Origin of the sequence: Luteimicrobium album, assembly GCF_030161555.1 — a bacterium.
Classification (GTDB): Bacteria; Actinomycetota; Actinomycetes; order Actinomycetales; family Cellulomonadaceae; genus Luteimicrobium; species Luteimicrobium album.
The window spans coordinates 3,287,524-3,311,936 of sequence record NZ_BSUK01000001.1; the positions used below are offsets into that span (position 1 = coordinate 3,287,524).

Genomic DNA, 24,413 nt, shown 5'->3' on the forward strand with positions numbered 1-24,413 from the left:
AGGGCCTGCCGTAGCGCGCGAGGCAGTGCCAGAGCCGCTTGAGCTCCTGCTGGTCGAACCGGCCCTCAGCCCGGGCCGCGCCCAGGACGGCGGGTGTCAGGGGGTCCCGGTCCGACGAGGCGCCGCGCGAGCGCGGCGACCTGCGGCCCGCGGTAGTCGGGGTGCGCCCCGATCTCGTCGGCGGTCGCGGCGTAGCCGGGGTGCGTCGCGACCGGGAGGCCGGCGCCGCCGGCGAGCGCCAGCGCGGCCTCGTCGTCGAACGAGGGGTCGACGACGACCGCCTCGACGTCCTCCGGGACGCGGATACCGCCGTGCGCGTGGGCCTCGACGTCGTGGTCGAGCGGGTCGAGGACCTCCGCGCGTTCGAGGTCGCGCAGCACGCCCATCCGGTCGGCGACCCCGAACGACGTCGGCTCGTGGACGCTGTCCGGGAAGACGAAGGTCGAACGCGCGACCACCCCCGGTCGCAGCCGCAGGGAGGCGGACCCGAACCGCGGGGCCGCGCCGTACGGGTCGCCGTCGGGGTCGAGCGCCCCGTAGACGGGCCGGACGTCGGGCGGGACGTCGTCGTACGCGCCTGAGAACGTCCGGTGCTCCCAGGCCCAGCGGTCGCCGCCGGGGAAGGCGGTGAGGCCCCCGTTGCCGGTGCGGGTCACGAACTGCGAGACGTACCGGCCGTTGCTGAGGATCTCCCGGAGCACAGGGCGGCCGAGCACGTCGGCGTCGGGGTGGAAGTGCAGGACGACGCGTGCCGTCCCGCGGAGGGTGGGGCCCGGCTCGGCGCGCCCGGCCACGCTCGCGAGCGCGCGGGCGGCCGCGTCGGGGAGGTCCGGGGTGCGCACCGCGTCAGCGTGCCACGGGACGCGAGGTCGGGCGAGGGCGCATCGCCTAGTGTCGGGCCTATGACCGAGCCCCGCCGCTGGCAGTCCGAGGCCGACCGTCTGGCCCACGCCGACCCCTCCGACCCGACCGCCTGGTTCGAGCGGCTCTGGGCGTCGGCCGCCGCCGGCGACGTCACGACCCCGTGGGACCGCGACGACCCGCACCCGGTGCTCGCCTCCTGGCCCGGGTTGCCGGAACCCGGCTCCGGAGACGGGCGCGCCGTCGTCGTCGGGTGCGGGCTCGGCGCGGACGCCGAGCTCCTCGCGCGGCTCGGCTACGAGACGACGGCCTTCGACGTCTCGCCGGCCGCGGTCGCCGCCGCGCGCGAGCGGCATCCGGGTTCGCGGGTGACCTACGCCGTCGGCGACCTGCTCGACCTCCCGACCGACTGGGTCGCCGCGTTCGACCTGGTCGTGGAGATCCACACCGTCCAGGCCGTGAACCGCAGCGTCCGGGACCAGCTCACCGCGGGCGTGCGGGCGCTCGTGGCGCCCGGCGGGACGTTGCTCGCGATCCAGGCGCGCACCGACGTCGCCGCCGACGACGGCCCGCCCTGGCCGCTCACGCGCGAGGAGATCGACGCGTTCGGCAGGCGTGGGCTGTCGGCGGTGCGGGTCGAGGAGCTGCCGGGCTTCGGTGGCGGCGGGGCCGGGATGTCGCGGGCGGAGTTCCGGCGGGGCTGAACGCTGGGTCGAGCGGCTCGGGGGCGGGTCAGCGCCAGCCGAGCGCCGGGGCGACGTGCGTCAGGATCGACTCGATGACGTGCGCGTTGTACTCGACCCCGAGCTGGTTGGGGACCGTGAGCAGGAGGGTGTCGGCGGCGGCGATCGCCTCGTCGCGGCGCAGGTCCTCGATCAGCGGCTCGGGCTCGTCCGCGTACGAACGGGCGAACACCGACCGGGTGCTGTCGATGAACCCGAACTGGTCCTCGGCGTCGCGACTGCCGAGGAAGTAGCGGCGGTCCAGGTCGTTCGTGATCGCGAAGATCGACCGGGACACCGAGACGCGGGGCTCGAAGCCGTGGTCGTGCTTCGCCCACTCGTCGCGGAACGCCTCGATCTGCTTGCGCTGCTGCACGTGGAACGGCTCGCCGGACTCGTCGTCCTTGAGCGTCGACGACATGAGGTTCATGCCCTCGTGGGCCGCCCAGCGCGCGGTCGCGTCGGAGCCCGCACCCCACCAGATGCGTTCGTGCAGGCCTTCGGAGTACGGCTCGACCCGCAGGAGACCCGGCGGGTTGGGGAACATCGGTCGCGGGTTCGGCTGCGCGAACTGCTTGCCGGACAGCGCCTCGAGCGCGACGAGCGTGTGGCGACGCGCCATGTCGGCCTGGTTCTCGCCGTCGTCGGGCTCGAAGCCGAAGTACCGCCACCCGTCGACGACCTGCTCGGGTGATCCGCGCGAGATGCCGAGCTGGAGGCGGCCGCCCGCGATGAGGTCCGCGGCGCCCGCGTCCTCGGCGAAGGCCAGCGGGTTCGCGTACCGCATGTCGATGACGCCCGTGCCGATCTCGATCCGGCTCGTCCGCGCGCCCACGGCCGCGAGCAGCGGGAACGGCGAGCCGAGCTGGCGCGCGAAGTGGTGCACGCGGAAGTACGCGCCGTCGGCGCCGAGCTCCTCCGCCGCTACCGCGAGGTCGATGCTCTGCAGCAGCGCGTCCGAGGCCGTCTGCGTCGCCGACGTGGGGTGCGGGGTCCAGTGGCCGAACGAGAGGAAGCCGATCTTCTTGGTCACGCTCGTCGGAACGGATTTGTGCTTCGCGGGTATTCCGCGCGTGCGTTAGCGTCGGCCCATGCGCTCCTCCTGGCCGTACCTCCCCGGCGGGCTCCCAGCCCGCCCACTCGGGCGGGCACGAGCACCGAGGAGACACCCATGCCGGAGCCGTACTACTTCCGCGACTTCCTGAACGCCCCCGGGCACCACGCGGGGGCGTACGTCCTCGCGTCCGTCGGCGTCGACGACGACCTGGCGTTCCGGAGCGGCCCGCACCTCGACGCGAGCCTGACCGTCGCCGACTGCGGGCGCGTCGTCACGCTCGACTTCGACTGCTACGACGCCGACAGCCTCGAGAACGCGCTGCACAAGGCACGGTTGCTCCGGAAGACGCTCGACGAGTTCGTGTCCGCGTTCGAGGAGCACGCGCAGCGCTTCCGCCGGGAGCTCGACGCGGCCGACGAGGGATCCGGCGCGGGACGTCAGGAGTCGGCGCACCAGGCTTCCGCGTCGGCGTAGACGCGCGCGATATCGTCGGGCCGGTCGATCCCCAGCAGGTCCTGGCCGATCTGCCCGCCCGCGGCGAGGCGCGTGTAGGCGAGGAAGCGGTACGGGTGGCGCAGACCCTCGAGGTCGGCGGGGTCGATCCGCAGGTCGGTGCCGGGGACGGCGGGCGCGAGCTTGTCGCTCTCGTACATCGAGAGCATGTTCGCGATCGTCCAGACGCCGCCCCGCCTCTCCACCCGGTAGATCAGGCGCATGAACGACTCGAGGACCGCCTCGGTGCCGTTGACGATCTCCCAGTAGTCGCAGATCGTCGGCAGCTCGACGTAGGCGCGGGTCGCGGTGCGGAGGTGGACGAGCGGCGTGCTGGAACGCCCGACGATGGGCAGGCCGTCGCCCATCTCGGCCGGTTGTCGGCCGACGAACGTGCTGACCGGACCGGTCTGCCAGCTCGTCGTGACGGTGGCGTCCTCCCAGTAGCAGCCGGCCAGCTCCCGGTCGGCGTGTCGCACCCGGTACTGACGCTCCTTGACCACGACCTGCTCGATGGCTTCGACATCGCGCACGGCAACCGCCCTCCTCGTGACGGTTCGATCATCCCAGCGGCGCCGGTCCACGGCGCCCCGGCCCTACTCGAACGTGTGCGTCCAGAGCTGGCTGCCGTCCGCGTTCAGGTAGGTGTAGACCATCTTGCGATCCGAGGCCACCCCGGTCGCCTTCATGGCGGGGGAGACCTGGTCGTCGAAGGTGGACTGGAAGGTCGCGACCTTGCCGTCCAGGAAGGCCGCCACCTTCGCCGCGTCCAGCTGGTCGGCGTAGGCGTAGGTGAACGTGATGGTCCCGGGGTCGGTCACCGCGACCTTGATGGAGGAGTACGTGTCCTTGAACTCGTCGTGCGACGCGAGCGCCGCGCGCTCCTTGGCGGCGTACGCCTCGAGCGCCTCGTGCTGGGCGTCCACCGAGGCCGAGTGGGAGGCGCCGGAACCGGTGTCGCCGTCGGACGAGCAGGCTCCGAGCCCGACGACGAGACACGCGGCAGTGAGCACGGAGGCGCCGGCCTTGACGATGGTGGTGAGCACGTGTTCCTCTCCTGCGCCCCCGGACGGCGGCGCGGTAGCCGGGGCCAGACGAAGACCGCACTGACCGATGCCAGGAGACTAACGGTGGTCGGGCTGTGCGATCGACCGCGGCCACATGCCGACTCTCACGGGGTGCCGTCCGTCACAACGCGATGCGTCCGGTCCGGTCGTGGAACTCGCCCGTCGGGCCGTCCGGGCCGAGGGTCGCCAGGGCGACGGTCGCGTCGGTGCCCTCGGTGACGGTCTGGTGCCCGCTGTGGCGGTTGAAGCCGGTGGCGGTGTAACCGGGGTCGGACGCGTTGACCCGCATCGTCGGCAGGTTTTTCGCGTACTGGACGGTCAGGGCGACGACGGCAGCTTTGGACGCCGCGTAGGGGATGCCCAGGATCGGGAACTCGTCGCGACCCTCCGTGGTGAGGAAGCGCGGCCAGCCCACCCCCGACGCCACGTTGACGACGACGGGGTTGGCGGAGCGGCGCAGGAGTTCGCCGAGGTGCTGCGTGCGTGGCGCGACCGGGTCACGCCCGAGCAGGTCGGGCTGCCGCCCGGCAGGGGAGGCGCGCGCCCGGGCTGCGTCGCGAGGAGCTCGCGGGCCGTGCCGGCGTGAGCGTCGAGTACCTGGTCCGGCTCGAGCAGGGCCGTGCGCGCAACCCGTCGCCGCAGCTCCTCGCGGCGCTGGCCCGGGCGCTGCGCCTGACCGACGGCGAGCGCGACCACCTCTACCTCGTGGCCGGGCTCGCGCCGCCGTCGGGCGGGCTGGTGCCCCAGCACGTCGGGCGGGGCGTCCAGCGCATGCTCGATCGGCTCGGCGACGTCCCGCTGGCTGTCTTCTCAGCGGCCTGGGACCTGGTGTGGTGGAACGACCTGTGGGCCGCGCTCACGGGCGACCCCTCCACCACGAGCGGCCTGGACCGCAACATCGCGTGGCGTCACTTCACCCACGCGCCCGGGGTCGTCGACTTCGACGACGAGCACGCCGCCGAGTTCTCCGCCGACCTGGCCGCAGGCCTCCGCGACGCCGTCGGGCGCTACCCCGACGACGCCCACCTGGCGCACCTCGTCGCCCGGCTGCGCGCGGAGTCGCCGGACTTCGCACGGCTGTGGGGGCAGGCGCACGTCGCGCGGCACCGGTCGAGCACCAAGACCGCGACGTCGACGCCCGTGGGCCCGATCGAGGTCGACTGCGACGTCCTCACCGTCCCCGACACGGACCTGCGGATCGTCATGTACACGGCGGCGCCGGGGTCGCCGGATGCGTCGCGGCTCGAGCTGCTCCGGGTGAGCGGGACCCAGGCGCTCACGCACTGAGCCCGAGGGTCGGGCGCGGCTTCAGCGGCCGGTGGCGCGGGCCTCCACCCACTCCTTCGCCTCACGCAAGCCCCAGTTCGTGTGCTCGCGCGCGACCTTGATCGCCTGGATGACCTTGCCGTCCGCGAGGTAGCCGTCGACCTGGGCGAGCGCCTCGGGCGGGAACCCGGCCGGTGCGGCGCCCGTGGGGACGGACACGTGGCCTGGGGACACCGCGTTGCCGCTCGTCGCGCAGGCGTCGACCTGCTCCTTGGCGTCCTTGAGCTTCATCCCCGGGACAGCGGCGCGGAGCTCCTTGATGGCCTCGATTCTCCGGTCCGACGCGATGAGCCGGTCGATCTCGGCGCGCACATCGTCCGGGAGGGTCACCGGCCCGGCCGGTGGCTGCGACGAGGTCGGCGCTCCCGGTCCTGACGCCGGATAGCGGGGGCGGCGGAGAGCCACGACCACCGCGACCAGCACGACGACGACACAGACGAGGACAACCCAACGATGCGTCACGCCCGCCAGCATAGGGTCGGGGAGCCGTCTGCGTGCACGCGGGCGCCGCCGCGGAGAGGGCGGTCGCGGGGCCGGCGCGGACGGTTCCGGCGCTGGCGTCCGATCCGTCGTCGGCCCGCGGCCAGTCGGGTGAAATGAGCCGGCCGGCGTGACGACGTGCCTCCGCGACGTCGGCCGGAGGGGCGGGCCGGTCGAGCGGCCGCATAGGATCACGGCACAGGCTGGTCAGAGAAGACCTTGAGGAAAGGACGAAGCAATGCAGACTCGTATCGCTCGGACCCCGCGTCGCCGCACGCTCGCAGTCATGGCCGGTGGTGCCCTTGCTCTTGCCGGCGCGTTCGGGATCGCCACCGTCGGCCACGCGTCGTCGGGAACCACCACCGAGGCCTTCGCCTGCACGTCAGGCTCCTGCTACGGGTTGTGCGGCCCGTGGTCCTTGCACATCTCCGTGGACGAGTGCTTCTCCGACCTGTGGTGACCGTGCCCTCTGGTGCCGTCGATCGGGTCGGTCGGTGACGAGCGGGAGCTTCGCCGGTCCCAGGGTTCGGCGGAGCGACCGCCGCCATCGGCCCGGGTCCGGGACAGCGACTCCGGCGAAGCGCGACCAGCACGATCGCGACGCAGCCGGGTCGACACTCTCGACCGAGCTACCGAATCGTTAGCCTGGCTTCGTGCCGAGTGCTTCCGACGCCTCCGTGATCGGCCCCGGCGTGCCCGTCGAGCCCGGCCGCGAGGCGCGCGACCTCATCGACCGGCACGCCCGCCTCGCCGCCACAGCGCAGGGGATCCTCGACCACCTCGACGGCGCGGTCGTCGCGGTCGCCGCCTGGGTGCACGACGACGAACGCCGCCGCGCCCGCGAGGAGCTCGCCCACGTCGACACCGACCGCCTCGGCGAGATGACCGACCGCAACCTGCGTCTCGCCGCCGTCCAGGCCGCCGGCTACCTCACCGCCGCCGACCTCATCGACGTCCAGCCCGCCACCCTCGCCGCGTTCCCGGGCGTGGGAGAGACGACCGCGCGTGGCGTGGTGGCCGCCGTCGGGCAGCTCAGCGACGCCGCCCTCGCGCTGCACCCGCTGCGCATCGGCCTCGACCGCGCCGGCCTGCCCACCCCCGATGGCGCCGACCGCCTCCTCGCCCTCCTGCACCGCATCATGCGGCTGCGACCCCTCGTCGAGCCCCACCGGACCCTTCTTGCCGACTACGCGTCGACCGTAACCGCGGCGCTGCCCGCCGCGCGTCGGGCACGGCACGCCGCCCGGCTCTGGTTCGCCCGCCCGACGACGCGCAAGGCCACCGCGGGTGCCCTTGCCTCCCTGCAGCAGTGGGACGCGTCCGGGGTGGCCGGCCGGCTGCCGCAGACCCTCGACGACCTCACCGGCGCCATCGCCCAGCCGGATCCCGACGTCTTCGAGCTCGCCGCCGACTACGAGCAGCGGTCCGCCGAGTACTACACGACGCTCGTCGGGATCGTGCCCCAGGCGCAGACGGCGCTCGCGGCCCGTGGCCTTCTGCCGCAGGACCTCGTTGACCGCGTCAACGACCGGCCCCTCGACCTCGGCGCCATGCGCGTCGCGCTGCGCGGCTACCAGGAGTTCGGCGCCCGGTTCGCCCTCAACCAGGGACGCTGCCTCATCGGCGACGAGATGGGCCTCGGCAAGACCATCCAGGCGCTCGCGGTCATGTCCGACCTCGTGGCGGCGGGCCAGACGCGGTTCCTCGTGGTGTGCCCGGCGAGCCTGCTCGCGAACTGGGCGCGCGAGGTCGAGGCCCGCACCACGCTGACCGCCCACCGACTGCACGGGGACGGGCGCGACGAGGCGATCAAGGCGTGGGCGGCGGGTGGCGGCGTCGGGCTGACGACGTTCGAGACCCTCACGCACGTGCCGACCGACGGGTCGGTGGGGGAGGTGGGGCTCGTCGTCGTCGACGAGGCGCACTACGTCAAGAACCCGCGCACCCGACGCGCCAAGGCCGTCGCGACGTGGGCGGGGCTCGTGTGGCGAGTCCTGTTCCTCACCGGGACGCCCATGGACAACCGGCTCGAGGACTTCCTCGCGCTCGTGAAGGTGCTCCAGCCCGACCTGGGCGCGCAGCTCCCGCGGCACCTCGGGCTGCTCGGGCCCGACGCGTTCCGGCAGGTCGTCGCGCCCGTGTACCTGCGGCGCAACCAGGTCGACGTGCTCGTCGAGCTGCCGGACGTCATCGCGACTGATGACTGGGTCGACCTCACCGAGGCCGACGAGCGTGCCTACCGGGAGGCCGTGGCGTCCGGGAACCTCATGGCGATGCGGCAGGCGGCGTGGGTCGCGGGCTCGGGTGGCGCGAGCGCGTGCGCGAAGCTCGACCGGCTGGTCGCGATCGTCACCGAAGCGCGCGAGGAGGGGCGGAGCACGGTCGTGTTCTCGTACTTCCGGGACGTGTTGGACACGGTGATGGCGGCGCTCGCGGCGCCGGGGGTGAGCGTGCACGGGCCGCTCACGGGGGACGTGCCGGTCGCGGACCGGATGGCGCTGGTGGACGCGTTCACTGCCGACGACGCGGGTGCGGTCCTCGTGGCGCAGGTCGCCGTGGGCGGGACGGGGCTCAACCTGCAAGCGGCCAGCGTCGTCGTGCTGTGCGAGCCGCAGCTCACCCCCGCTGCGGAGGCGCAGGCCGTGGCGCGGTTGCACCGGATGGGGCAGGTGCGGACCGTGCGGGCGCACCGGCTGCTCGCCGAGGACGGGGTCGACGAACGGATCGTCGAACTGCTGGCCGGGAAGCAGGAGGTGTTTGACGACTACGTGCGTCGGTCGAGCGTGGCTGCCGCAGCCGTGAGCGCAGTGGACGTCACCGAGGCCGGACTTGCGCGCGACGTCGTCGCGTGGGAGCAGGCGCGGCTCGGGTATGGGCCGGTGTGGGACGGGCTTGGCGATGAGGAGGCCGGACGGCCACCGCGTGACTGCACCCGCTCACGATGAGCTGGTGTCCGGCCGGTCAGCGCCTGCGTGTCGACGTCTCGGCGAAGTGGTCCATCGCGGCGAGGATCTTCGGAGCCTGCCACGCCTGGTTGCGACGTGCGAGCGTGACCGGGGTGAGGGCATCCGCCGTGACAAGGGTCTCGATGGCGTTGCGCGCCGCTCGATCGGACACGTCCAGACGGGATGCGGCATAGGCGGCGTTGACGACGGGCTGGCGAAAGAGCTCGTCGGCGAGGCGCCAGGCGCTGGAGTCTGAGCGTGCGTGGATCGAAGTGGTCCAGGACTCGCGGACCTCCTGGATCTCGGCGGCCAGTGCACGGCCACCCACGATCGCGCTCTGGGCTCCGGCACATACCCGGGCGACGATCGGGTTCAGGTCACCGCTGCGGTAGGAGTCGAGCGCGGCGAAGTAACAGGGCACGTCGCCGAGCAGACCGGCCGAGACCGGCACGATCGTGTGCGTCGCGAGGCCCGACGCGCGCAGCAGCGGGTGGATGATCGCGCGTCCCGTGCGCCCGTTGCCGTCCTCGAAGGGGTGGATGGACTCGAACTGGGCGTGGACGACGGACGCCAGGACGATCCCCGGGACGTCCGCACGTGCGGCGAACGCTGCCATGTCCTCGAGCGCACCGCGGACCTTCTCCCATGCCGGTGCGACGTAGTCGGCGCCGTGCGGGCTCAGGCTGGCACCGCCTCCGACCCAGACCTGCTGCTGTCGGAGCCGGCCCGCGATGTCGGGCTCGGTGCGGGCCATCAGGGTGTGGTGGATCGAGCAGATCGTGGCGACGTCGAGGCTCTCCTCGATCGCGACCGCCTGCCACATGGCGTCCGTGTTGGCAGCGATCTCCATGGCGTTCCGCTCGTCCGACAGGCCGAGCTGCGCGGCTGCGATGCTGCGGGCGCTCGAGGACAGCTTCTCGATCTGCGAGCTGGAGGCTGACTCGGAGCGCAGCAGGATCGCCGGCATCGCGACGGGAACGTTCGCCATGTCCTGGTCGAAGCGTGTCAGCGACGCGGACGTGAATCGGACCAGTGCCATGGTCTCGCGGCTGAGCGCGGAGACGGGGTCCGTGTCGGCGATCGACGGTGTGATCGCCGCGCGGTACGGCTGCTGCATCCGGCGGGCCTGGAACACGTCGACTTGCGCCCGGATATCGTCGCTGACCGTCCACTCCAGCTCCTCGTAGCTGAGTGGCGGCCACGAGCTCCGTTCGACGAGAGCCATTCTTCATCACCTCTCCTTCATATTGAAGGCTATACCTATAAGCTTCAACATGGCGATGAGGTGCTGAAGGCTGTCGTTCGTCGCGTTGTCGCGGCATCGGGTTCGGCGCGGTGGCTCAGCCGCGGAGGGCGGTGAACGTCGCGAAACGTTCAGCAAGTCGTTCGGGGTCCGGTCTGTCGACGCGCCGACGCGGCACGTTGATCGTCTGACCGTGCATCTCCTGGAGGCCGTGCTTCAACATCGGTCCGTCGATCTCTTCGAGCAGGTCGAGCGCGATCACGACGTGATAGTCCGCGTCGATGCCCATCATGTTCTGGTCGTAGGTGGCGTGGTGGATCTTGCACAGCGCGAGCCCGTTGGTGACCGCCGGGATGCCGCGTTCGTCGGAGTCAGCGACGATGTGCGCAGCATCGAGAAGTGAACCGTGCTTGAGCTGGCACACCGCGCACTGCGTGTCGTAGGCCAACAGGACACGGGTGCGGAAGACCGGCTGATGCAGCCGCTGCTTCGCCAGGCGGAGGGCATACTCCTTCTGCGGGACGCTCAGGTGGCCGGGGTCGGGGACGAACGTGAACGACTCGTCGAGCGCGATGAGGAACTGCCTGTCCTCCGGGTAGTCGTCGACGACGTACACGGGTGCGACGGGGGTGTAGATGTTCGGGATTTCCTTGCGGAAGAGGATCAACGGCATCCCTGTCGACAGCGCGTTGCGGAGCTTGCGGTTATCGCCCGACCACGAGTCGCCGTCGCGGTAGGCGTAGTGGAGGAGGCCGTCGTCGGACTCTGCGTCGTCGTAGGGTCCGTGCGGTGTCGAGATGATCGACAGGGTGGACTCGAACGCGGCGGGGTTCCGGATGCCGCGCGAGTAGTCGACGATCGGGAGCTTTGCCCCGTCGAGATGGAAGTCCAGCAACTCGTCGCGGTGCAGGAAGCCGCCGTTCGCCTCGGAACGCTCGACGACCCAGTCGATGATTCGACGGCGCAGCGCGGCTTCGAGCATGGAGTCCACGGGTGTAGCTCACCAGGGCGGGCCCGCCGCGCGCAACCCCGTGCCCTGGCCCGTCGACATTCATCCGCAAGAACGCAAGGAAGCCGCCCGGGCCCCCTCAGATCGTCAGCAAGCCGGACAGCTGCTGATCGCGTACTGCCCCCGCCCGGGGTATGCGATTCGGTCATCCACCGCGGCTCCAAGGATCTCGCTGCTGCGGCCCTTCGAAGTTGCCACACCTATTGCAGATCGAGGAACCCGTTCCCGCTGAGCCAAGAAGGGGAACGACGCACAGCCGGCGTTCTCGCGGGCAGATGGTGAAGAGCGCATTCGGCGGGACGATCCCTCGTGCGCGAAGTACCGGACGGCACTCTGGTCGCGTGCAGGCCCGAGACAGGCCACGGTGAGCCCGGAGCCTTCAGTTGTTCTTGGTTCGAGTGGTTCGGGATCGACCTAGGGCCTGTTTCGGAATGGGTTAGCGCCGGCGGATCCAGGTGAGGATGTCTTCGGCGATGGTGTGGGGGTCGGCGGCGGTGGTGATGTCGTGGGCGCCGGCGGCGGGATCGAAGCGGTCGAGCTCGAAGCCGCCGAATGCGCTGATCTTCTTGGAGACGGCGTAGGACCACTCGAGGTCGTCGTCACGTGGGAAGACGATGAAGAACGTGTTGGTGTCGGTGTCGAGCTCGTTGACGAGGTCGATCAGGTCGCCCCGGTCGGGCTGATCAACGTCGTCGCGTCCTTCGGGGGCGGCGTAGTACTCCACGCCCGCAAGGATGCCAGCGCTCAGGCGGCCCGGACGATCGCGGCCACCCAGTCGTCGATCGCGGCAACGGTCACGGTGGTCTCGTAGCGGACCTGGAGCTTGTCGAACCGGGTGGCCACCGCCCGCCACCGCTTGAGGCGGTTGAACATGCACTCGACCGCGGACCGCAGCTTGTAGTCGGTGAAGTCGACCTTCGGCGGTCGCCCACCGGCCGAGCCCTTCTTCTTGCGGTTGGCCTGCTGATCGACCTTCTCCGGGATCGTCGCGGCGATCCCACGGGCACGCAGCAGGGCCCGGTTGGTGGCCGAGGTGTACGCCCGGTCGGCGCGGACTCGGTCCGGGCGGGTGCGCGGGCGACCGACCCCACCGGGACGGGCCACCTTGACGGTGGCGAGCACGGGCGCGAACTGCGGGCTGTCGCCGCGGTGCCCGGCCGTGACGACCATGCCCATCAGCTTCTGCCCCTGCTCGGCGGCCGCGTGCACCTTCGTGGTCCACCCGCCCCGGGAACGCCCCAGCCCGTGGTCGACCGGCTCGGCGCCCGGCGGCTCGGTCTGCGCCTGCGGGTCACGGCGAGCACCGGCGGCGTGCTGGTGAGCGCGAGCGATCGTGGAGTCGATGTTCAGGTCCCACCCGATCAGCCCGGCCCCGTCGCTGATCGTGCGCAACCGGTCGATCACCTGCCCCCAGGTCCCGTCGCGCTGCCAGTCCCGGAACCGGCGATAGCAGCTACCCCACGGCCCGTACCGGTCGCCAGGAACGTCCCGCCACGGGCACCCCGTGCGGACCCGGAACCGGATCCCGTCGATCTGCCGACGCAAGAACCGCGCCTTGCGTCCACGCGCCCTGACCGGCAGCAACGGCGCCAGCACCGCCCACGCCTCATCGCTCAGATCATGCCGCCCCGGCCCATCGCCCACGACCTCAATCATGACGAAACCGCAGGTCACATCACAATTCCGAAACAGGCCCTAGTCGAGTAGATCGGGCCGAGTGTTGTCCGCCAACTTGATTCGCTTGGGGAAAACGCTGACGAGCGTGGCGGTCGGCTCTGATGGGCGTCTAGACACTGAAGTACTTGGCCTCAGGGTGGTGGAACACGAAGCAGTCCGTCGACTGCTCCGGGTGCAGCTGCAGCTCCTCGGACAGCGTGACCCCCACCCGCCCGGGCCTCAGGAGCTCGACGACCTTGTGCCTGTCTTCCATGTCGGGGCACGCGGGGTACCCGAGTGAGAACCGCGCCCCGCGGTAATCGAGCTTGAACAGTCCGTCCACGTCGTCGGGCTCCTCGTCCGCGAACCCGAGCTCCGCGCGCACGCGTGAGTGCCAGAACTCGGCGAGCGCTTCGGTGAGCTGCACGGACAGCCCGTGGAGCTCCATGTACTCGCGGTACTTGTTCTCCGCGAAAAGGCGGGCGGTGTGCGGCGTGACGGTGTCGCCGATGGTGACGAGCTGGACAGGCAGCACGTCGTACCGGCCGGTCTCCTCGACCCACTCCTTCGGCTTGATGAAGTCGGCCAGGCACAGGTGCCGGTCGCGCCGCTGCCGGGGGAACCGGAAGCGCAACCGCTCGGTCCCCACCTGGCCGCCGGAGCCGCCGTCGGGCCCGGTGTGGTGCGCGACGACCACCTCGTCGCCCTCCGACCACACGGGGAAGTACCCGTAGATCACGGACGGGTCGACCATGCCCTCGGCGCGGATCGCGTCGAGCCACGCGCGCAGCCGCGGCCGCCCCTCGGTGTCCCGCAGCTCCTCGTAGGAGGCGCCGTCCTCGCCGCGCCCCGGCTTGAGCCCCCACTGCCCGAGGAACGTCGCCCGCTCGTCGAGGAACGCCGCGTAGTCTGCGAGCTGCAGACCCTTGACGATGCGCGTCCCCCAGAACGGCGGCTCGGGCACGGGGTTGTCCGCGGCGACGTCGGACCGGGCGGGCAGCTCGTCCTCGGGCGTCTGCGTCACCGTCACCACGGAGTGCCGCCGCTTCTTCAGCGCCGGCAGCCCGACGTCGTCGGACGACTCGCCCCGCGCCACGCGCACCAGCGGCTCCATGAGCCGCAGCCCCTCGAACGCGTCGCGCGCGTACCGGACGACGCCGTCGAACTGGCCGGCGAGGTCGTCCTCCACGTACGTGCGGGTGAGGGCGGCGCCGCCGAGCAGCACGGGCCAGCGCTTCGCGAGCCCGCGCGAGGTCAGCTCCTCGAGGTTCTCCTTCATCACGACGGTCGACTTCACGAGCAGCCCGGACATGCCGATGACGTCGGCGTCGTGCTCCTCGGCGGCCTCGATGATCGCGGTGATCGGCTGCTTGATGCCGATGTTGTGCACCGTGTAGCCGTTGTTCGTGAGGATGATGTCGACGAGGTTCTTGCCGATGTCGTGCACGTCGCCGCGGACGGTCGCCAGCACGATCGACCCCTTTGACGAGTCAGCGCCCTCGACCTTCTCCATGTGCGGCTCGAGCAGCGCGACCGCCGTCTTCATGACCTCCGCCGACTGCAGCACGAACGGGAGCTGCATCTCGCCCTTGCCGAACAGCTCGCCCACGACCTTCATGCCCTCGAGCAGGTGTGTGTTCACGATGTCGAGCGCCGCCATGCCCTCGACCAGCCGGGCTTCGTCGAGGTCGGCCTCGAGGCCCTTGAGCTCGCCGTCGATGATGCGCCGCTCGAGCCGTTCGCCGACGGGCAGGCCTGCCAGCTCGGCGGCCCGGGCGTCCTCAGCGCAGCGCTGTCCACCCCCGAGAACAGGTCCAGAAGGTGGGCGAGCGGGTCGTGCGTGAGGTTCCCTGCGTCGTCGTACACGCGCTTGTCCCAGACCAGGTCGTAGGCGGCCTGGCGCTGGTCGTCGGGGATCTGGTTGAGGGGAGGATCTTCGCGGCGTGCACGATCGCCGAGTCGAGCCCCGCCTGGACGCACTCGTGCAGGAACACCGAGTTCAGCACCGTGCGCGCGGCCGGGTTGAGCCCGAACGACACGTTCGACACCCCGAGCGTCGTGTGCACGCCGGGGTACTTGGCGACGAGCGCGCGGATCGCCTCGATCGTCTCGATGCCGTCGCGGCGCGTCTCCTCCTGCCCGGTCGCGATGGGGAAGGTGAGGCAGTCGACGATGATGTCCTCGCGCTTCATTCCCCACTCGCCCGTGAGGGTGTCGACGAGGCGCGACGCGATCGCGAGCTTCGTCTCCGTGGTGCGGGCCTGGCCCTCCTCGTCGATCGTCAGCGCGACGACGGCCGCCCCGTGCTCGGTGACCAGCGGCATCACCCGGGCGAACCGGGAGCCCTCGCCCTCGCCGTCCTCGAAGTTCACCGAGTTCACGACGCCGCGCCCGCCCAACAGCTCCAGGCCCGCCTGGATGACGGCCGGCTCGGTCGAGTCGATGACGAGCGGGAGCGTCGAGGCGCTCGCGAGCCGCGAGACGACCTCCCGCGCGTCCGCGACGCCGTCGCGCCCCACGTAGTCGACGCACACGTCGAGCAGGTGCGCGCCGTCGCGGGTCTGCGCGCGGGCGATGGCGACGCACTCGTCCCAGTCCCCGGCGAGCATCGCCTCGCGGAACGCCTTCGACCCGTTCGCGTTGGTCCGCTCGCCGATCGCCAGGAACGACGCGTCCTGGTGGAAGTCCACGTGCGAGTACAGGGACGCGACGCCGTTCTCGGGCTTCGGGTCGCGCACGGTGATGGTCTGCCCGCCCACCGCGTCGACGACGGCGCCCAGGTGCTCCGGCGTCGTCCCGCAGCAGCCCCCGACCAGCCCGAGCCCGAACTCACGCGCGAACTGCGTGTGCGCGGCGGCGAGCTCGGTGGGGGACAGGGGGTAGGTGGCGCCGTCGGGCCCGAGGACCGGGAGCCCCGCGTTGGGCATGCACGTCACGGGCGCGGACGAGTGCCGCGACAGGTGGCGCAGGTGCTCGCTCATGAGGTCGGGGCCGGTGGCGCAGTTGAGGCCGATCGCGTCGACGCCGAGCGCCTGCAGCGCCGTGAGCGCCGCGCCGATCTCGGAGCCCATGAGCATGGTGCCCGTCGTCTCGACCGTCACCGACACGAACACCGGCACGTGCAGGCCGGTCTCGCGCATGGCCTCGCGCGCGCCGTTCACCGCGGCCTTGGCCTGCAGCAGGTCCTGGCTCGTCTCGACCAGGACGGCGTCCGCGCCGCCCCGCACGAGGCCCACCGCCTGCTGGGCGAATGTGCCCTTGAGGTGGGCATACGTGGTGTGGCCGAGGCTCGGGAGCTTGGTGCCCGGGCCCATCGAGCCGAGGACGAACCTCGGCCGGTCGGGGGTGGCGTAGGCGTCGGCGGCCTCGCGGGCCAGGCGGGCGCCGGCCTCCGCGAGCTCGGTGATGCGGTCGTCGATGCCGTAGTCCGCAAGGTTCGACCAGTTCGCGCCGAACGTGTTCGTCTCGATCGCGTCCACGCCGACCGCCAGGTACGCGTCGTGGACCGACCGGATGATGTCCGGGCGGGACACGTTGAGGATCTCGTTGCAGCCCTCGAGGTTCTGGTAGTCCGCGAGCGACGGGTCCTGCGCCTGGATCATCGTCCCCATCGCGCCGTCGGCCACGACAACCCGAGAACGGAGGGCGTCGACGAGCTGGGCGGAGCGGGGGTCAGCATGATTCGGAGTGTAGAGCGGGCGTGGGCGGCTCGGCGGGGCCGTCCAAGAGCCTAGCCGTGGAGAACGGCGTGAGATCCGGTGCTTGTGGTCCCCGTGAGGGCTTAGCAGGTGGTTCGGAGGACGGCCTCGAACCACTCTCTGAAGGTCGTCCATCCGTGGCGAGTCGGGTCCCAGTCAGCACGCCCCTGGTGGAACCAGATGTCACGGAGCCGCTCCTCCGTCGGATCTCCGGCGAGGAGGGACTGTACGTCGGCACGGAGCGATCCGACTGTCTCGGTGGCCTCGGACTCCTTGAACGACTGGAGGACGCCGAGCGGCGTGGGTGCGTTGAGGTCCCAGTCCTGGTGGAAATAGGTCTCAGCGAGATAGATCAGTGTGTCCCTCACGTCAGATCCCCCGTCCGGCTATCCGGTGCTTACAGGCATCAAGAGGCCTTCAGCGTCGCCTAGGGCCCCTGTCTCTGGTGAGGATCAGCTCACAGCAGCGAGCATCGCCTGGAACCATTGACGGTAGGTGCCCCAGCCTGTGATCACAGGGTCCCACGATGCTCCACTCTTGTGCTGCCAAACGTCGTGGAGCTCCTGTTCGGTGGGGTTCGCGCTCAGGAGTAACACCAGCTCCTCTCCGAGTTGGGCGACGTCCTCGGGCGGCTCGTCTCGAACGAAATTCCTCATGGCGCCCGCAGGCGTACTTGCTTCCACATTCCAATCGGGGTGGAAGTATGCGCGTGCTAGATACTCAAGCTGATCCATTGTTGCCCTGCCAATGTGGGTATGACGTCAGGAGACGATAGCCTTCCGGTGCTCCGCTGTCGCGCTTGAGCACAGTCACGACGGTGTCGGAATGCACGAACTTGTCGAGTTCTCTGACGTACGTGATTCCGTCACCTCTGCTCAACGGCCCGCTGAACGGAAGCTTTGGCTTCTTGCCGGCGAGCCAAGCCTTGATCACGTCGCGATGGGTCTCAATGTTAGCGGAAGTCGCTCGCTTCGCCGTCTCGAGGTCAACGAACGTCGACGACAGTGGGAGATTCCGTGACTTGAGATAGGCCCTGCTCTTTCCAACGTGTCGTGCGATTACATGACTCCCAGAAGCTTCATGCTCGGCGAGCGATAGGTCGTGCGCCGCCATGTTGTGGACGAGGACGGCGGCCTCGCCGGCGAGGATGTAGTAGGTGTGGTGGGCGTGGACGTGAAGGTTGTAGACCGCGACGGACTCGTCCGCTGTCTCGGCCCCGACAGTGTCGACGGTGACGTCCGGATCAGCGGCGGTGATGAGGCGATCGCCGACGCGGAGGTCGGCGGCTTGGATCCAGCCGAGCCCGGTGACCATGAACGGATGCTCGGGCGTGGTGGTGATCATGTGCCCGTCGATGGTGAGGTGGATGAGGGTCGTGGTGGTGCGTTCGAAGGTCTCTTCGATCGTCTCGACGGTCTGGGTGCCGGTGGTCTGGTCGTAGCAGTAGACGGTGTCCCCGGCCTGCAGGGTCTCGATTGCCCGATCCCCATCCGGTGTCGCCACGAGGGTGCCGGCGGTGAAGCAGGTTCCGAACCCGACCTTGCAGACCGGCTGGCGCCCCAGCCCTTTGGCCCCGCCCACGCTCTTGAGGCCTCCACCACCGAGGCTCTTGAGTCCGGTCGCGCCCTGGCGTGCACCGGCACCGAGTGCGGTCTTGGAGATCCCGGTCGCGGCCCTGGCGGCGGTGCTGAGGCCGAGGGTGGACAGGGCTGCGCCGGCGACGGCGACCCCGGCTTGGGCCCAGGTGCGTTTGCCGGTGGCGGCGAGGGCGATGTTCGCCAGGGCGCTGGTGATCGCGGCGACGGCTGCGATGACCAGGAGTGCTCCGGCGAGGGCTTGCCCGATGCCGGGGATGAACGCGACGACCATCGCGAGGGTGCCGGTGATCTGGGAGACCAGGTCCGCGACGTCGGCGATCGCGGCGACGAACTTGGCACCCCAGTTGTCCCACCACGAGTCGTCCAGGCCGTCGTGGGCGACGGCCTGGTGGATGTGACCTGCGGCGTCTTCGGCGGCCCGGTCCCGCACGTCGACCGCGGCAGCGACGTCTCCGGTGGCTCGGGCCACGACCTGCAGGGACGTTGCGGCGTTCTGGCCGGCGAGGTCCGCGTGCTGCAGGTAGAGGTTCTTGGTGGCGGGGTCGGTCTCCACCTCGGCGAGTTGCTGGTAGTAGGTGCGGGTGCGGGCGGCGTCGGCTTGCTCGTCGAACGCGGCCCCTGCTTGTTCGAGCGCCCGGGCCGTATCGGTCTGCACGGACTCGAGGACTCCGGCGTAGGTGATCAGGGCGTCCCCGGCCGCGACGTACCGGCCGTGGGCTTTGCGGATCTGACCGATCGTGTCGTCCCGCGCCTCCACCAGCGCGTCCACGGCCTGGGAGATCGCACCGCCGGTGTCGAGGCGGGCCATCGCTGCGGCCGCGCCGTTGATCGCGTCCGCGACATCGAGGTACTCACGGCCACCGGACAGCACGAGGACGGGGTCGCCCGGGGTCGGGTCGACGTCCAATCCGACCGGTGACCAATCGACCGGACGACCCACCCCAGCACCCCCGCGTTGCCACTGACCACGCGACCCTCGCGCCGCCGTCGGCGAACCTATCGGGGAGCCGGGTGCGGGTTGGAGGTTATCCACAGGGGCGAGTAGTGCCGGCCAGTTGGTCTCGTCGCGGGGGGGGGGGGGGGGGGGGGGCTGTTGCTGTGACTCGGCCACGTTGTCCACAGGGTGGACGCGCGGTGGCGTCACGACTGGTCGTGCCCGATAGGGTCGGCGCGTTCCGTCCGATGACGCACGTCCCAGGGGGCTACGTGAACGCGCACGAATCGACGCACACCAGCGATGTCCGGCGCCGACCGCCACGACTGCTTGGCAGGCGGGCGGTCGGTGCCGCTGTGGTCGCCGTGGTGACCGCGTTCGCCCTGACCAGTTGCAGCGGTTCCGGGGAGGCGGGCCCGACGACGGCCGCAGCGATCGAGCCTTCACCGACCGTCAACACGCCCGCGGCCACGCCCCATGCGACGCCGATCCCGACGGCCACCGCGACAATCGCGACGAGCGGTGCCCCGAAGCGCCCTGCAGGCATGAACGCGAACACCGCCGAGGGTGCGCGGAAGACCGCGCTCTACTTCATCCAGCTCTATCCGTACGTGATGCGGACCGGGGACGTGAAGGAATGGGATCGGCTCTCTGTCGCGAAGAAATGCGACTTCTGCTCGAAGACCCGTCGTGACGCATTGAGCATCAAGAAGAAGCACTACAAGTTCGTGGGCGGCGCACTCGAAGCCAAAGTTGTGCAAACCTACGACCGAGACACCCTCTATGACGCCTACCGCCTCGATGTGCGCTTCTCGGAGAAGGCCTCCGCGATCCGAGACAGGGCAGGCAACGACGTCACGAGCAGCGACGCGAATGAGGTCGTACTAGGCGTGGAGGTCATGCGCGCTGGGAAGGCCTGGAAGATCCTCGAGATCGGCACCGAGGACGGCCAGTGAGGCGGGCTATCGTGCTGCTCCTGGCAGGAGTGGCGCTCACAGTCCTCGTTCAGAACGGTGCGACGGCCTCTGAGTTCGACGGTTCCGGCCTCACAAGCAAGGCAGACGGCAACAAGTTCGACTTCAACCGATACCTTGGGGGCGCAATTGCTTACGACGGCGCCGTCGTGGGCCTTCCCACCAAACGGTACGAGCGCAAGCCCGCCGTGCTCTGCCATGAGGGCGACGTCGGTGACGTCGAGGGGTGCGCGTGGCTGATCCAGAAGGTCGCTGACGCGAACTGCCCGAAGGGGTCGCTGCCTTTGGATCCGTTGTATGTCGCGTCTCGCGAGGTGGTCGACGGTGAGCCGACCGCATGGTCGGGCTGGGAGCTGGTGGACAACGCTGCTTTGTGCCTCAACCCGGCCGACCTCAAGGCCGAGGCGACCACGGCGTTCAAGTCCCTGACGGTCAAGCCGTCCGCGATCAAGGTCCAGCCCGCCGGTGGGCAGGTGCTGATCAACATGCCCACGATCACGTACACCGACGCGGTCGCCGAGACGTTCGACATCAGCCTCGGGGAGGGCGATCAGAAGATTCCCGTCCAGGTCGAGGCGGTCCCCAAGACGTTCACCTGGTCCTACGGGTCCGAGGAGGGCGACGAGGGGTTCCCGCTGACCACGACCGACCCGGGCAAGCCGTACCCGGACCAGAGCGTGACCCACACGTACACCCACAAGGGCCCCGCGACCTTGGACCTGACCACGACGTGGACGGGCCGGTTCCGCATCCAGGGCATCCCCGGGGACCTGGCCGACCCGGACACCTGGACGACGATCGACGGCCAGGCGACCACGACCAGCCCGACCGTGCACCTGAACGTCTACGAGAAGCGCCCCCATCTCGTCGAGGACACCCTCGGCTGACACGGTCCCTGAGCGGCCCCAAGCCGTCCAGCCCCTCGCCGAGCAAGCGGGTTCCGCGGCGAGCAAGCAGCAAGTCCCCGCTTGCTCGACGCGGAACCCGCTTGCTCGACGCGGAACCCGCTTGCTCGACGCGGAACCCGCTTGCTCGACGCGGAACCCGCTTGCTCGACGCGGAACCCGCTTGCTCGGCACCAGGAAGACGAGCCACGTCCGGGCCGCCTCAGCTCAGCCCGGGGCGTCCAGCCGCGGCTGACGGTCGATCCGTAGCTGGACGTGGACGTCGTCGGGCGGCGGGCCTCCGTAGCGCAAGGGCGCGACGACACCGACCGCGCCGGCGAGCAGACCGAGCACCGTCACGACGCCGCACAGCGCGGCGAGCACCTGCGCGCCCTGACGGGGGAGCGCGCGACGCGCCAGCATCGCTACGACGAGCCCGACCAGCCCGCCCGCGGTGTTCGCGATGACGTCCGACACGTCCGAGCTCCCGACCGCCAGCACGTACTGCGCGGCCTCGAGCCCGGCGCTCGTCAGCGCGACCACCCCGACGACCCAGGCCCACCTGCGCCACCAAGGCAAGTGCGGCGCGATCAGCCCGAGGTATACGCCGAACGGCACGAACGCGAGCACGTTCCCGAGCACCTCGGACGGCTGGCTCGGCCCGTTCGCGTCCGTCGCAACGAACGGTACGAGCTTGACGGTCCGCCGCGCCCCCGACCCGACCCACGGCACGTGCAGCTTCCACAGCACCAGCCACACGAGCAGCGCGAGGTAGACGGCGAACAGCGCGACGAGCCACGAGCGCGCCCGGGTGCGGGTGGGCCCGGCGACGGCGACCGCGGTCACTGCTGGATCCTCGGGTCCTGCGTCGGGTCCGCGTACATGGCGGGGCAGCCATGCTTCACCGCGGAGGGTCGCAGCTCGTAGTGCCAGGACTCGTTGGCGTAGATCTGGCACAGCCCGTACGCATCACCGTGCTGCGCGAGCCAATCGGTGGCCTTCATGGGCCCGAGGTCGACGGCCTCGCCCTTGACGTGCTCGGACGTGTCGGGGGTCGCGACCCACTTCTCGGCCGCGGCCTTCGACCCGTACTTCTTGATGGCGTCGTCGAGGAGCTCGGCCTGGTCCGCGGCCGACCGCCACCCGCTGTTGACGACGAACTGGATCCCACGCTGGTCCGCGGCGTCGGTCGCGGCGCGGCGCAGTGCGGCGAGCAGGTCGGGGTCGAGGTGGGTGACGGTCGGGTCGTCACTGAACACCGTCACGACGCCGCTGCCACCCCCTCGCCGTTCTCGGCAGCGCCGCGGCGCCCGGCGCCCGGCTTGCTCGCCGGCGGCTTCTTCGCAGCCGACGTCGCAGCCGGCTTCTTCGCGGGTGAGGACACGGCGTCCTTGAGGTGTGCGACGGTCGTGGCCGTTGCGGAGGACGGGCCGTGGGCCGCGCCGAACGAGTGAGAGGCCGCGACCCCGCCCACCGCGGCCCCGCCGACGGCGCACACGGCCAGGACGGCCAGGCGGCGCCGTCGTCGGGGTGCTGGAGTGATGGCGAAAGGCATGTCGCCAGTCAACGGAGCCGCACGTTGCGACGGCGTAAGCGCTTTTCGATATGCGCGCGATAGGTCCGGGCCGGGAGCATGGTGCCCATGCGTGTGCTGATCGTCGAGGACGAGCCCTACCTGGCCGAGGCCGTCCGCGACGGGCTGCGGCTGGAGGCGATCGCCGCGGACATCGCGGGCGACGGCGACACGGCCCTCGAGCTGCTGGCCGTGAACGCGTACGACATCGCGGTCCTCGACCGCGACATCCCGGGGCCGTCGGGCGACGAGGTCGCGCGGCGCATCGTGGCGTCGGGGAGCGGGCTGCCGATCCTCATGCTCACCGCGGCGGACCGCCTGGACGACAAGGAGTCGGGCTTCGAGCTCGGCGCCGACGACTACCTGACCAAGCCGTTCGAGCTGCGCGAGCTGGTGCTGCGGCTGCGGGCGCTGGACCGGCGTCGGGCGCACCACCGCCCGCCTGTGCTGGAGCTCGCGGGCCTGCGGCTCGACCCGTTCCGGCGCGAGGTCTACCGGGACGGCCGGTACGTGGCCCTGACCCGGAAGCAGTTCGCGGTGCTCGAGGTCCTGGTGGGCGCCGGTGGCGGCGTCGTGAGCGCGGAGGAGCTGCTCGAGCGGGCGTGGGACGAGAACGCCGACCCGTTCACGAACGCCGTCCGGATCACCGTCTCGGCGCTGCGCAAGCGGCTGGGCGAGCCGTGGCTCATCGCGACCGTGCCCGGCGTCGGCTACCGGATCGACGCCGGGCCGGCGGGGAGGCGCCGTGAGCGCACGACGGCGCCCCGGCCTGAGTGTCCGGCTCAAGCTCACCCTGAGCTACGCGGGGTTCCTCATGATCGCGGGGGTCGGGCTGATCGCCGTCGTGCTGGTCTTCCTGCTGCGCTACGTGCCCGACAAGGCGGTCGTCGTCCCCTCGGAACTCGCACCGGGTGGCCGGGGGCGTCCCGACCTGTTCATCCCCGGCCGGTCCGACCTCTGGTCCGCGTTCGCCCCCAAGGCCGCGCTCATGCTCGCGTTCCTCCTCGTGTTCGGGCTGGTCGGCGGCTGGCTCCTCGCGGGCCGCATGCTCGCTCCGCTCGCGCGGATCACCGACGCCACGCGTGCCGCGGCCGACGGGTCGCTGTTCCACCGGGTCGCGCTCCCGGGCCGCGCGGACGAGTTCCGCGAGCTCGCCGACGCCTTCGACGCGATGCTCGCGCGCATCGAGGCGCACGTCGCCGAGCAGCAGCGGTTCGCGGCCAACGCGTCGCACGAGCTGCGCACCCCGCTCGCGATCACCCAGACGCTCCTCGAGGTCGCCGAGACCGACCCCGACCGCGACACCGACGCCCTCCTCGAGCGGCTGCGCGTCGTCAACACCCGCGCGATCGACCTCACCGAGGCGCTGCTGGTGCTCAGCCGCGCCGACCGGGGCGCGTTCGCGCGCGAGACCGTCGACCTGTCGCTGCTCGCCGAGGACGCCACCGAGACCCTGCTCCCTCTCGCCGAGCGCCGCGGTGTCACCCTCGCGACCGCCGGCGGCGCCGCGCCCACCCTCGGCTCGCCGGCCCTCCTGCTCCAGCTCACGACGAACCTCGTGCACAACGCGATCGTCCACAACCTGCCCGACGGCGGCTGGGTGCGGGTGCGCACCGACTCCGGGCCGGGCGGCGCGACGCTCACGGTCGAGAACACGGGCGAGGCGCTCGACCCCCGCGTCGTGCCCACGCTCACCGAACCGTTCCAACGCGGAAGCGAGCGCGCCCGCACCGACCACGCCGGCGTGGGCCTCGGGCTCGCGATCGTCGCGAGCATCACCCGCGCGCACGGCGGGACCGTCGCCCTGGCGCCCCTGCCCGACGGCGGGCTGCGCGTCGTCGTGCACCTTCCCGGCGTACGGCCTCGCACCTGACCGCGGGCGCGCCCATCGTGG

The 24,413-nt window shown here is 71.0% G+C and carries 24 protein-coding genes and 2 pseudogenes; 9 read left to right on the forward strand and 17 right to left on the reverse strand.

All coding sequences use genetic code 11. The annotated features are described in order from the left end of the window. Positions 1-65 precede the first annotated feature (65 nt). Complete coding sequence (locus QQK45_RS16780) at positions 66-842, reverse strand: DUF3626 domain-containing protein (RefSeq protein ID WP_284294237.1); 777 nt, start codon at positions 840-842, stop codon at positions 66-68. A gap of 60 nt (positions 843-902) precedes the next feature. Between QQK45_RS16780 and QQK45_RS16785 the strand changes: the two genes are divergently transcribed. After that, complete coding sequence (locus tag QQK45_RS16785; RefSeq protein ID WP_284294238.1) at positions 903-1,565, forward strand: class I SAM-dependent methyltransferase; 663 nt, start codon at positions 903-905, stop codon at positions 1,563-1,565. A 28-nt stretch (positions 1,566-1,593) separates the two neighbouring features. Here QQK45_RS16785 and QQK45_RS16790 read toward each other — a convergent pair whose 3' ends face one another. Beyond that, positions 1,594-2,616, reverse strand: a complete 1,023-nt coding sequence (locus QQK45_RS16790) for an LLM class flavin-dependent oxidoreductase (RefSeq protein ID WP_284294239.1) — start codon at positions 2,614-2,616, stop codon at positions 1,594-1,596. Positions 2,617-2,754: 138 nt separating this feature from the next. Here QQK45_RS16790 and QQK45_RS16795 point away from each other — a divergent pair, with 138 nt between their 5' ends. Then, the gene (locus QQK45_RS16795) at positions 2,755-3,114 is read left to right on the forward strand and encodes a hypothetical protein (protein WP_284294240.1); all 360 of its coding nucleotides are present in this window, start codon (positions 2,755-2,757) and stop codon (positions 3,112-3,114) included. On the opposite strand, the gene QQK45_RS16800 is transcribed toward QQK45_RS16795, so the two are convergent. The 3 genes from QQK45_RS16800 to QQK45_RS16810 all read right to left on the reverse strand — a co-directional run bounded on the left by QQK45_RS16800 (position 3,078) and on the right by QQK45_RS16810 (position 4,614). Continuing rightward, complete coding sequence (locus QQK45_RS16800) at positions 3,078-3,665, reverse strand: hypothetical protein (RefSeq protein ID WP_284294241.1); 588 nt, start codon at positions 3,663-3,665, stop codon at positions 3,078-3,080. The two genes, QQK45_RS16795 and QQK45_RS16800, sit on opposite strands and share 37 nt — an antisense overlap. A 63-nt stretch (positions 3,666-3,728) precedes the next feature. Further along, the gene (locus tag QQK45_RS16805) at positions 3,729-4,178 is read right to left on the reverse strand and encodes a DUF4854 domain-containing protein (protein WP_284294242.1); all 450 of its coding nucleotides are present in this window, start codon (positions 4,176-4,178) and stop codon (positions 3,729-3,731) included. Positions 4,179-4,320: 142 nt separating this feature from the next. Next, positions 4,321-4,614: an SDR family NAD(P)-dependent oxidoreductase gene (locus QQK45_RS16810; protein WP_284294243.1), complete on the reverse strand. Its 294-nt coding sequence runs from the start codon at positions 4,612-4,614 to the stop codon at positions 4,321-4,323. Between the two features lie 167 nt (positions 4,615-4,781). Here QQK45_RS16810 and QQK45_RS16815 point away from each other — a divergent pair, with 167 nt between their 5' ends. After that, positions 4,782-5,486: an MmyB family transcriptional regulator gene (locus QQK45_RS16815; RefSeq protein ID WP_348525265.1), complete on the forward strand. Its 705-nt coding sequence runs from the start codon at positions 4,782-4,784 to the stop codon at positions 5,484-5,486. A gap of 21 nt (positions 5,487-5,507) precedes the next feature. Here QQK45_RS16815 and QQK45_RS16820 read toward each other — a convergent pair whose 3' ends face one another. Beyond that, the gene (locus tag QQK45_RS16820) at positions 5,508-5,987 is read right to left on the reverse strand and encodes a ribosomal L7/L12 family protein (protein ID WP_284294244.1); all 480 of its coding nucleotides are present in this window, start codon (positions 5,985-5,987) and stop codon (positions 5,508-5,510) included. 304 nt (positions 5,988-6,291) lie between these two features. Here QQK45_RS16820 and QQK45_RS16825 point away from each other — a divergent pair, with 304 nt between their 5' ends. Both QQK45_RS16825 and QQK45_RS16830 read left to right on the forward strand, forming a co-directional pair. Then, positions 6,292-6,465: a hypothetical protein gene (locus tag QQK45_RS16825; RefSeq protein ID WP_284294245.1), complete on the forward strand. Its 174-nt coding sequence runs from the start codon at positions 6,292-6,294 to the stop codon at positions 6,463-6,465. A 193-nt stretch (positions 6,466-6,658) separates the two neighbouring features. Next, entirely contained in the window at positions 6,659-8,950 is a 2,292-nt protein-coding gene (locus QQK45_RS16830) for a DEAD/DEAH box helicase (RefSeq protein ID WP_284294246.1), read from the forward strand. 16 nt (positions 8,951-8,966) lie between these two features. Here QQK45_RS16830 and QQK45_RS16835 read toward each other — a convergent pair whose 3' ends face one another. The 8 genes and pseudogenes from QQK45_RS16835 to QQK45_RS16870 all read right to left on the reverse strand — a co-directional run bounded on the left by QQK45_RS16835 (position 8,967) and on the right by QQK45_RS16870 (position 19,094). Then, positions 8,967-10,175, reverse strand: coding sequence for a Fic family protein (locus tag QQK45_RS16835; protein WP_284294247.1), 1,209 nt, complete (start codon positions 10,173-10,175; stop codon positions 8,967-8,969). 115 nt (positions 10,176-10,290) lie between these two features. After that, complete coding sequence (locus tag QQK45_RS16840) at positions 10,291-11,175, reverse strand: HNH endonuclease (RefSeq protein WP_284295087.1); 885 nt, start codon at positions 11,173-11,175, stop codon at positions 10,291-10,293. Between the two features lie 463 nt (positions 11,176-11,638). Further along, positions 11,639-11,926, reverse strand: coding sequence for a hypothetical protein (locus tag QQK45_RS16845; protein WP_284291717.1), 288 nt, complete (start codon positions 11,924-11,926; stop codon positions 11,639-11,641). 20 nt (positions 11,927-11,946) lie between these two features. Further along, a complete protein-coding gene (locus tag QQK45_RS16850) occupies positions 11,947-12,858 on the reverse strand; it encodes an IS5 family transposase (RefSeq protein ID WP_284291714.1) in 912 nt (303 codons plus the stop codon). A gap of 130 nt (positions 12,859-12,988) precedes the next feature. After that, positions 12,989-16,484: pseudogene (gene metH / locus QQK45_RS16855) on the reverse strand (methionine synthase). Positions 16,485-16,639: 155 nt separating this feature from the next. Then, positions 16,640-16,924 carry a contact-dependent growth inhibition system immunity protein gene (locus tag QQK45_RS16860; RefSeq protein WP_284294248.1) on the reverse strand — a complete coding sequence of 95 codons (285 nt, stop codon included), beginning with the start codon at positions 16,922-16,924 and terminating at the stop codon, positions 16,640-16,642. Between the two features lie 84 nt (positions 16,925-17,008). Then, complete coding sequence (locus QQK45_RS16865) at positions 17,009-17,290, reverse strand: contact-dependent growth inhibition system immunity protein (protein WP_284294249.1); 282 nt, start codon at positions 17,288-17,290, stop codon at positions 17,009-17,011. Further along, complete coding sequence (locus QQK45_RS16870) at positions 17,277-19,094, reverse strand: polymorphic toxin-type HINT domain-containing protein (RefSeq protein WP_284294250.1); 1,818 nt, start codon at positions 19,092-19,094, stop codon at positions 17,277-17,279. The genes QQK45_RS16865 and QQK45_RS16870 overlap by 14 nt, the downstream gene beginning before the upstream one ends. 266 nt (positions 19,095-19,360) lie before the next feature. On the opposite strand from QQK45_RS16870, the gene QQK45_RS16875 reads away from it, so the two are divergent. Together QQK45_RS16875 and QQK45_RS16880 are read left to right on the forward strand one after the other, a co-directional pair. Then, positions 19,361-20,044 (forward strand): DUF6318 family protein, encoded by a 684-nt coding sequence (locus QQK45_RS16875; protein ID WP_284294251.1) that lies wholly within the window; start codon positions 19,361-19,363, stop codon positions 20,042-20,044. A 167-nt stretch (positions 20,045-20,211) separates the two neighbouring features. Next, the gene (locus QQK45_RS16880; RefSeq protein WP_284294252.1) at positions 20,212-20,949 is read left to right on the forward strand and encodes a hypothetical protein; all 738 of its coding nucleotides are present in this window, start codon (positions 20,212-20,214) and stop codon (positions 20,947-20,949) included. 225 nt (positions 20,950-21,174) lie between these two features. On the opposite strand, the gene QQK45_RS16885 is transcribed toward QQK45_RS16880, so the two are convergent. Genes QQK45_RS16885 through QQK45_RS16895 form a run of 3 tightly spaced genes read right to left on the reverse strand, consistent with a single transcriptional unit; the run spans position 21,175 to position 22,501 of the window. After that, a complete protein-coding gene (locus tag QQK45_RS16885; RefSeq protein WP_284294253.1) occupies positions 21,175-21,792 on the reverse strand; it encodes a VanZ family protein in 618 nt (205 codons plus the stop codon). After that, positions 21,789-22,211 (reverse strand): M15 family metallopeptidase, encoded by a 423-nt coding sequence (locus QQK45_RS16890; RefSeq protein WP_284294254.1) that lies wholly within the window; start codon positions 22,209-22,211, stop codon positions 21,789-21,791. The genes QQK45_RS16885 and QQK45_RS16890 overlap by 4 nt, the downstream gene beginning before the upstream one ends. Beyond that, positions 22,208-22,501, reverse strand: coding sequence for a hypothetical protein (locus tag QQK45_RS16895; protein WP_284294255.1), 294 nt, complete (start codon positions 22,499-22,501; stop codon positions 22,208-22,210). Before QQK45_RS16895 ends, QQK45_RS16890 begins: the two co-directional genes overlap by 4 nt. An 87-nt stretch (positions 22,502-22,588) precedes the next feature. On the opposite strand from QQK45_RS16895, the pseudogene QQK45_RS16900 reads away from it, so the two are divergent. Together QQK45_RS16900 and QQK45_RS16905 are read left to right on the forward strand one after the other, a co-directional pair. Continuing rightward, positions 22,589-23,263 (forward strand): annotated as a pseudogene (locus QQK45_RS16900) (response regulator transcription factor); the annotation flags it as partial. Between the two features lie 25 nt (positions 23,264-23,288). Then, positions 23,289-24,392, forward strand: coding sequence for a sensor histidine kinase (locus QQK45_RS16905; RefSeq protein WP_284295088.1), 1,104 nt, complete (start codon positions 23,289-23,291; stop codon positions 24,390-24,392). The last annotated feature ends 21 nt before the right edge of the window (positions 24,393-24,413 follow it).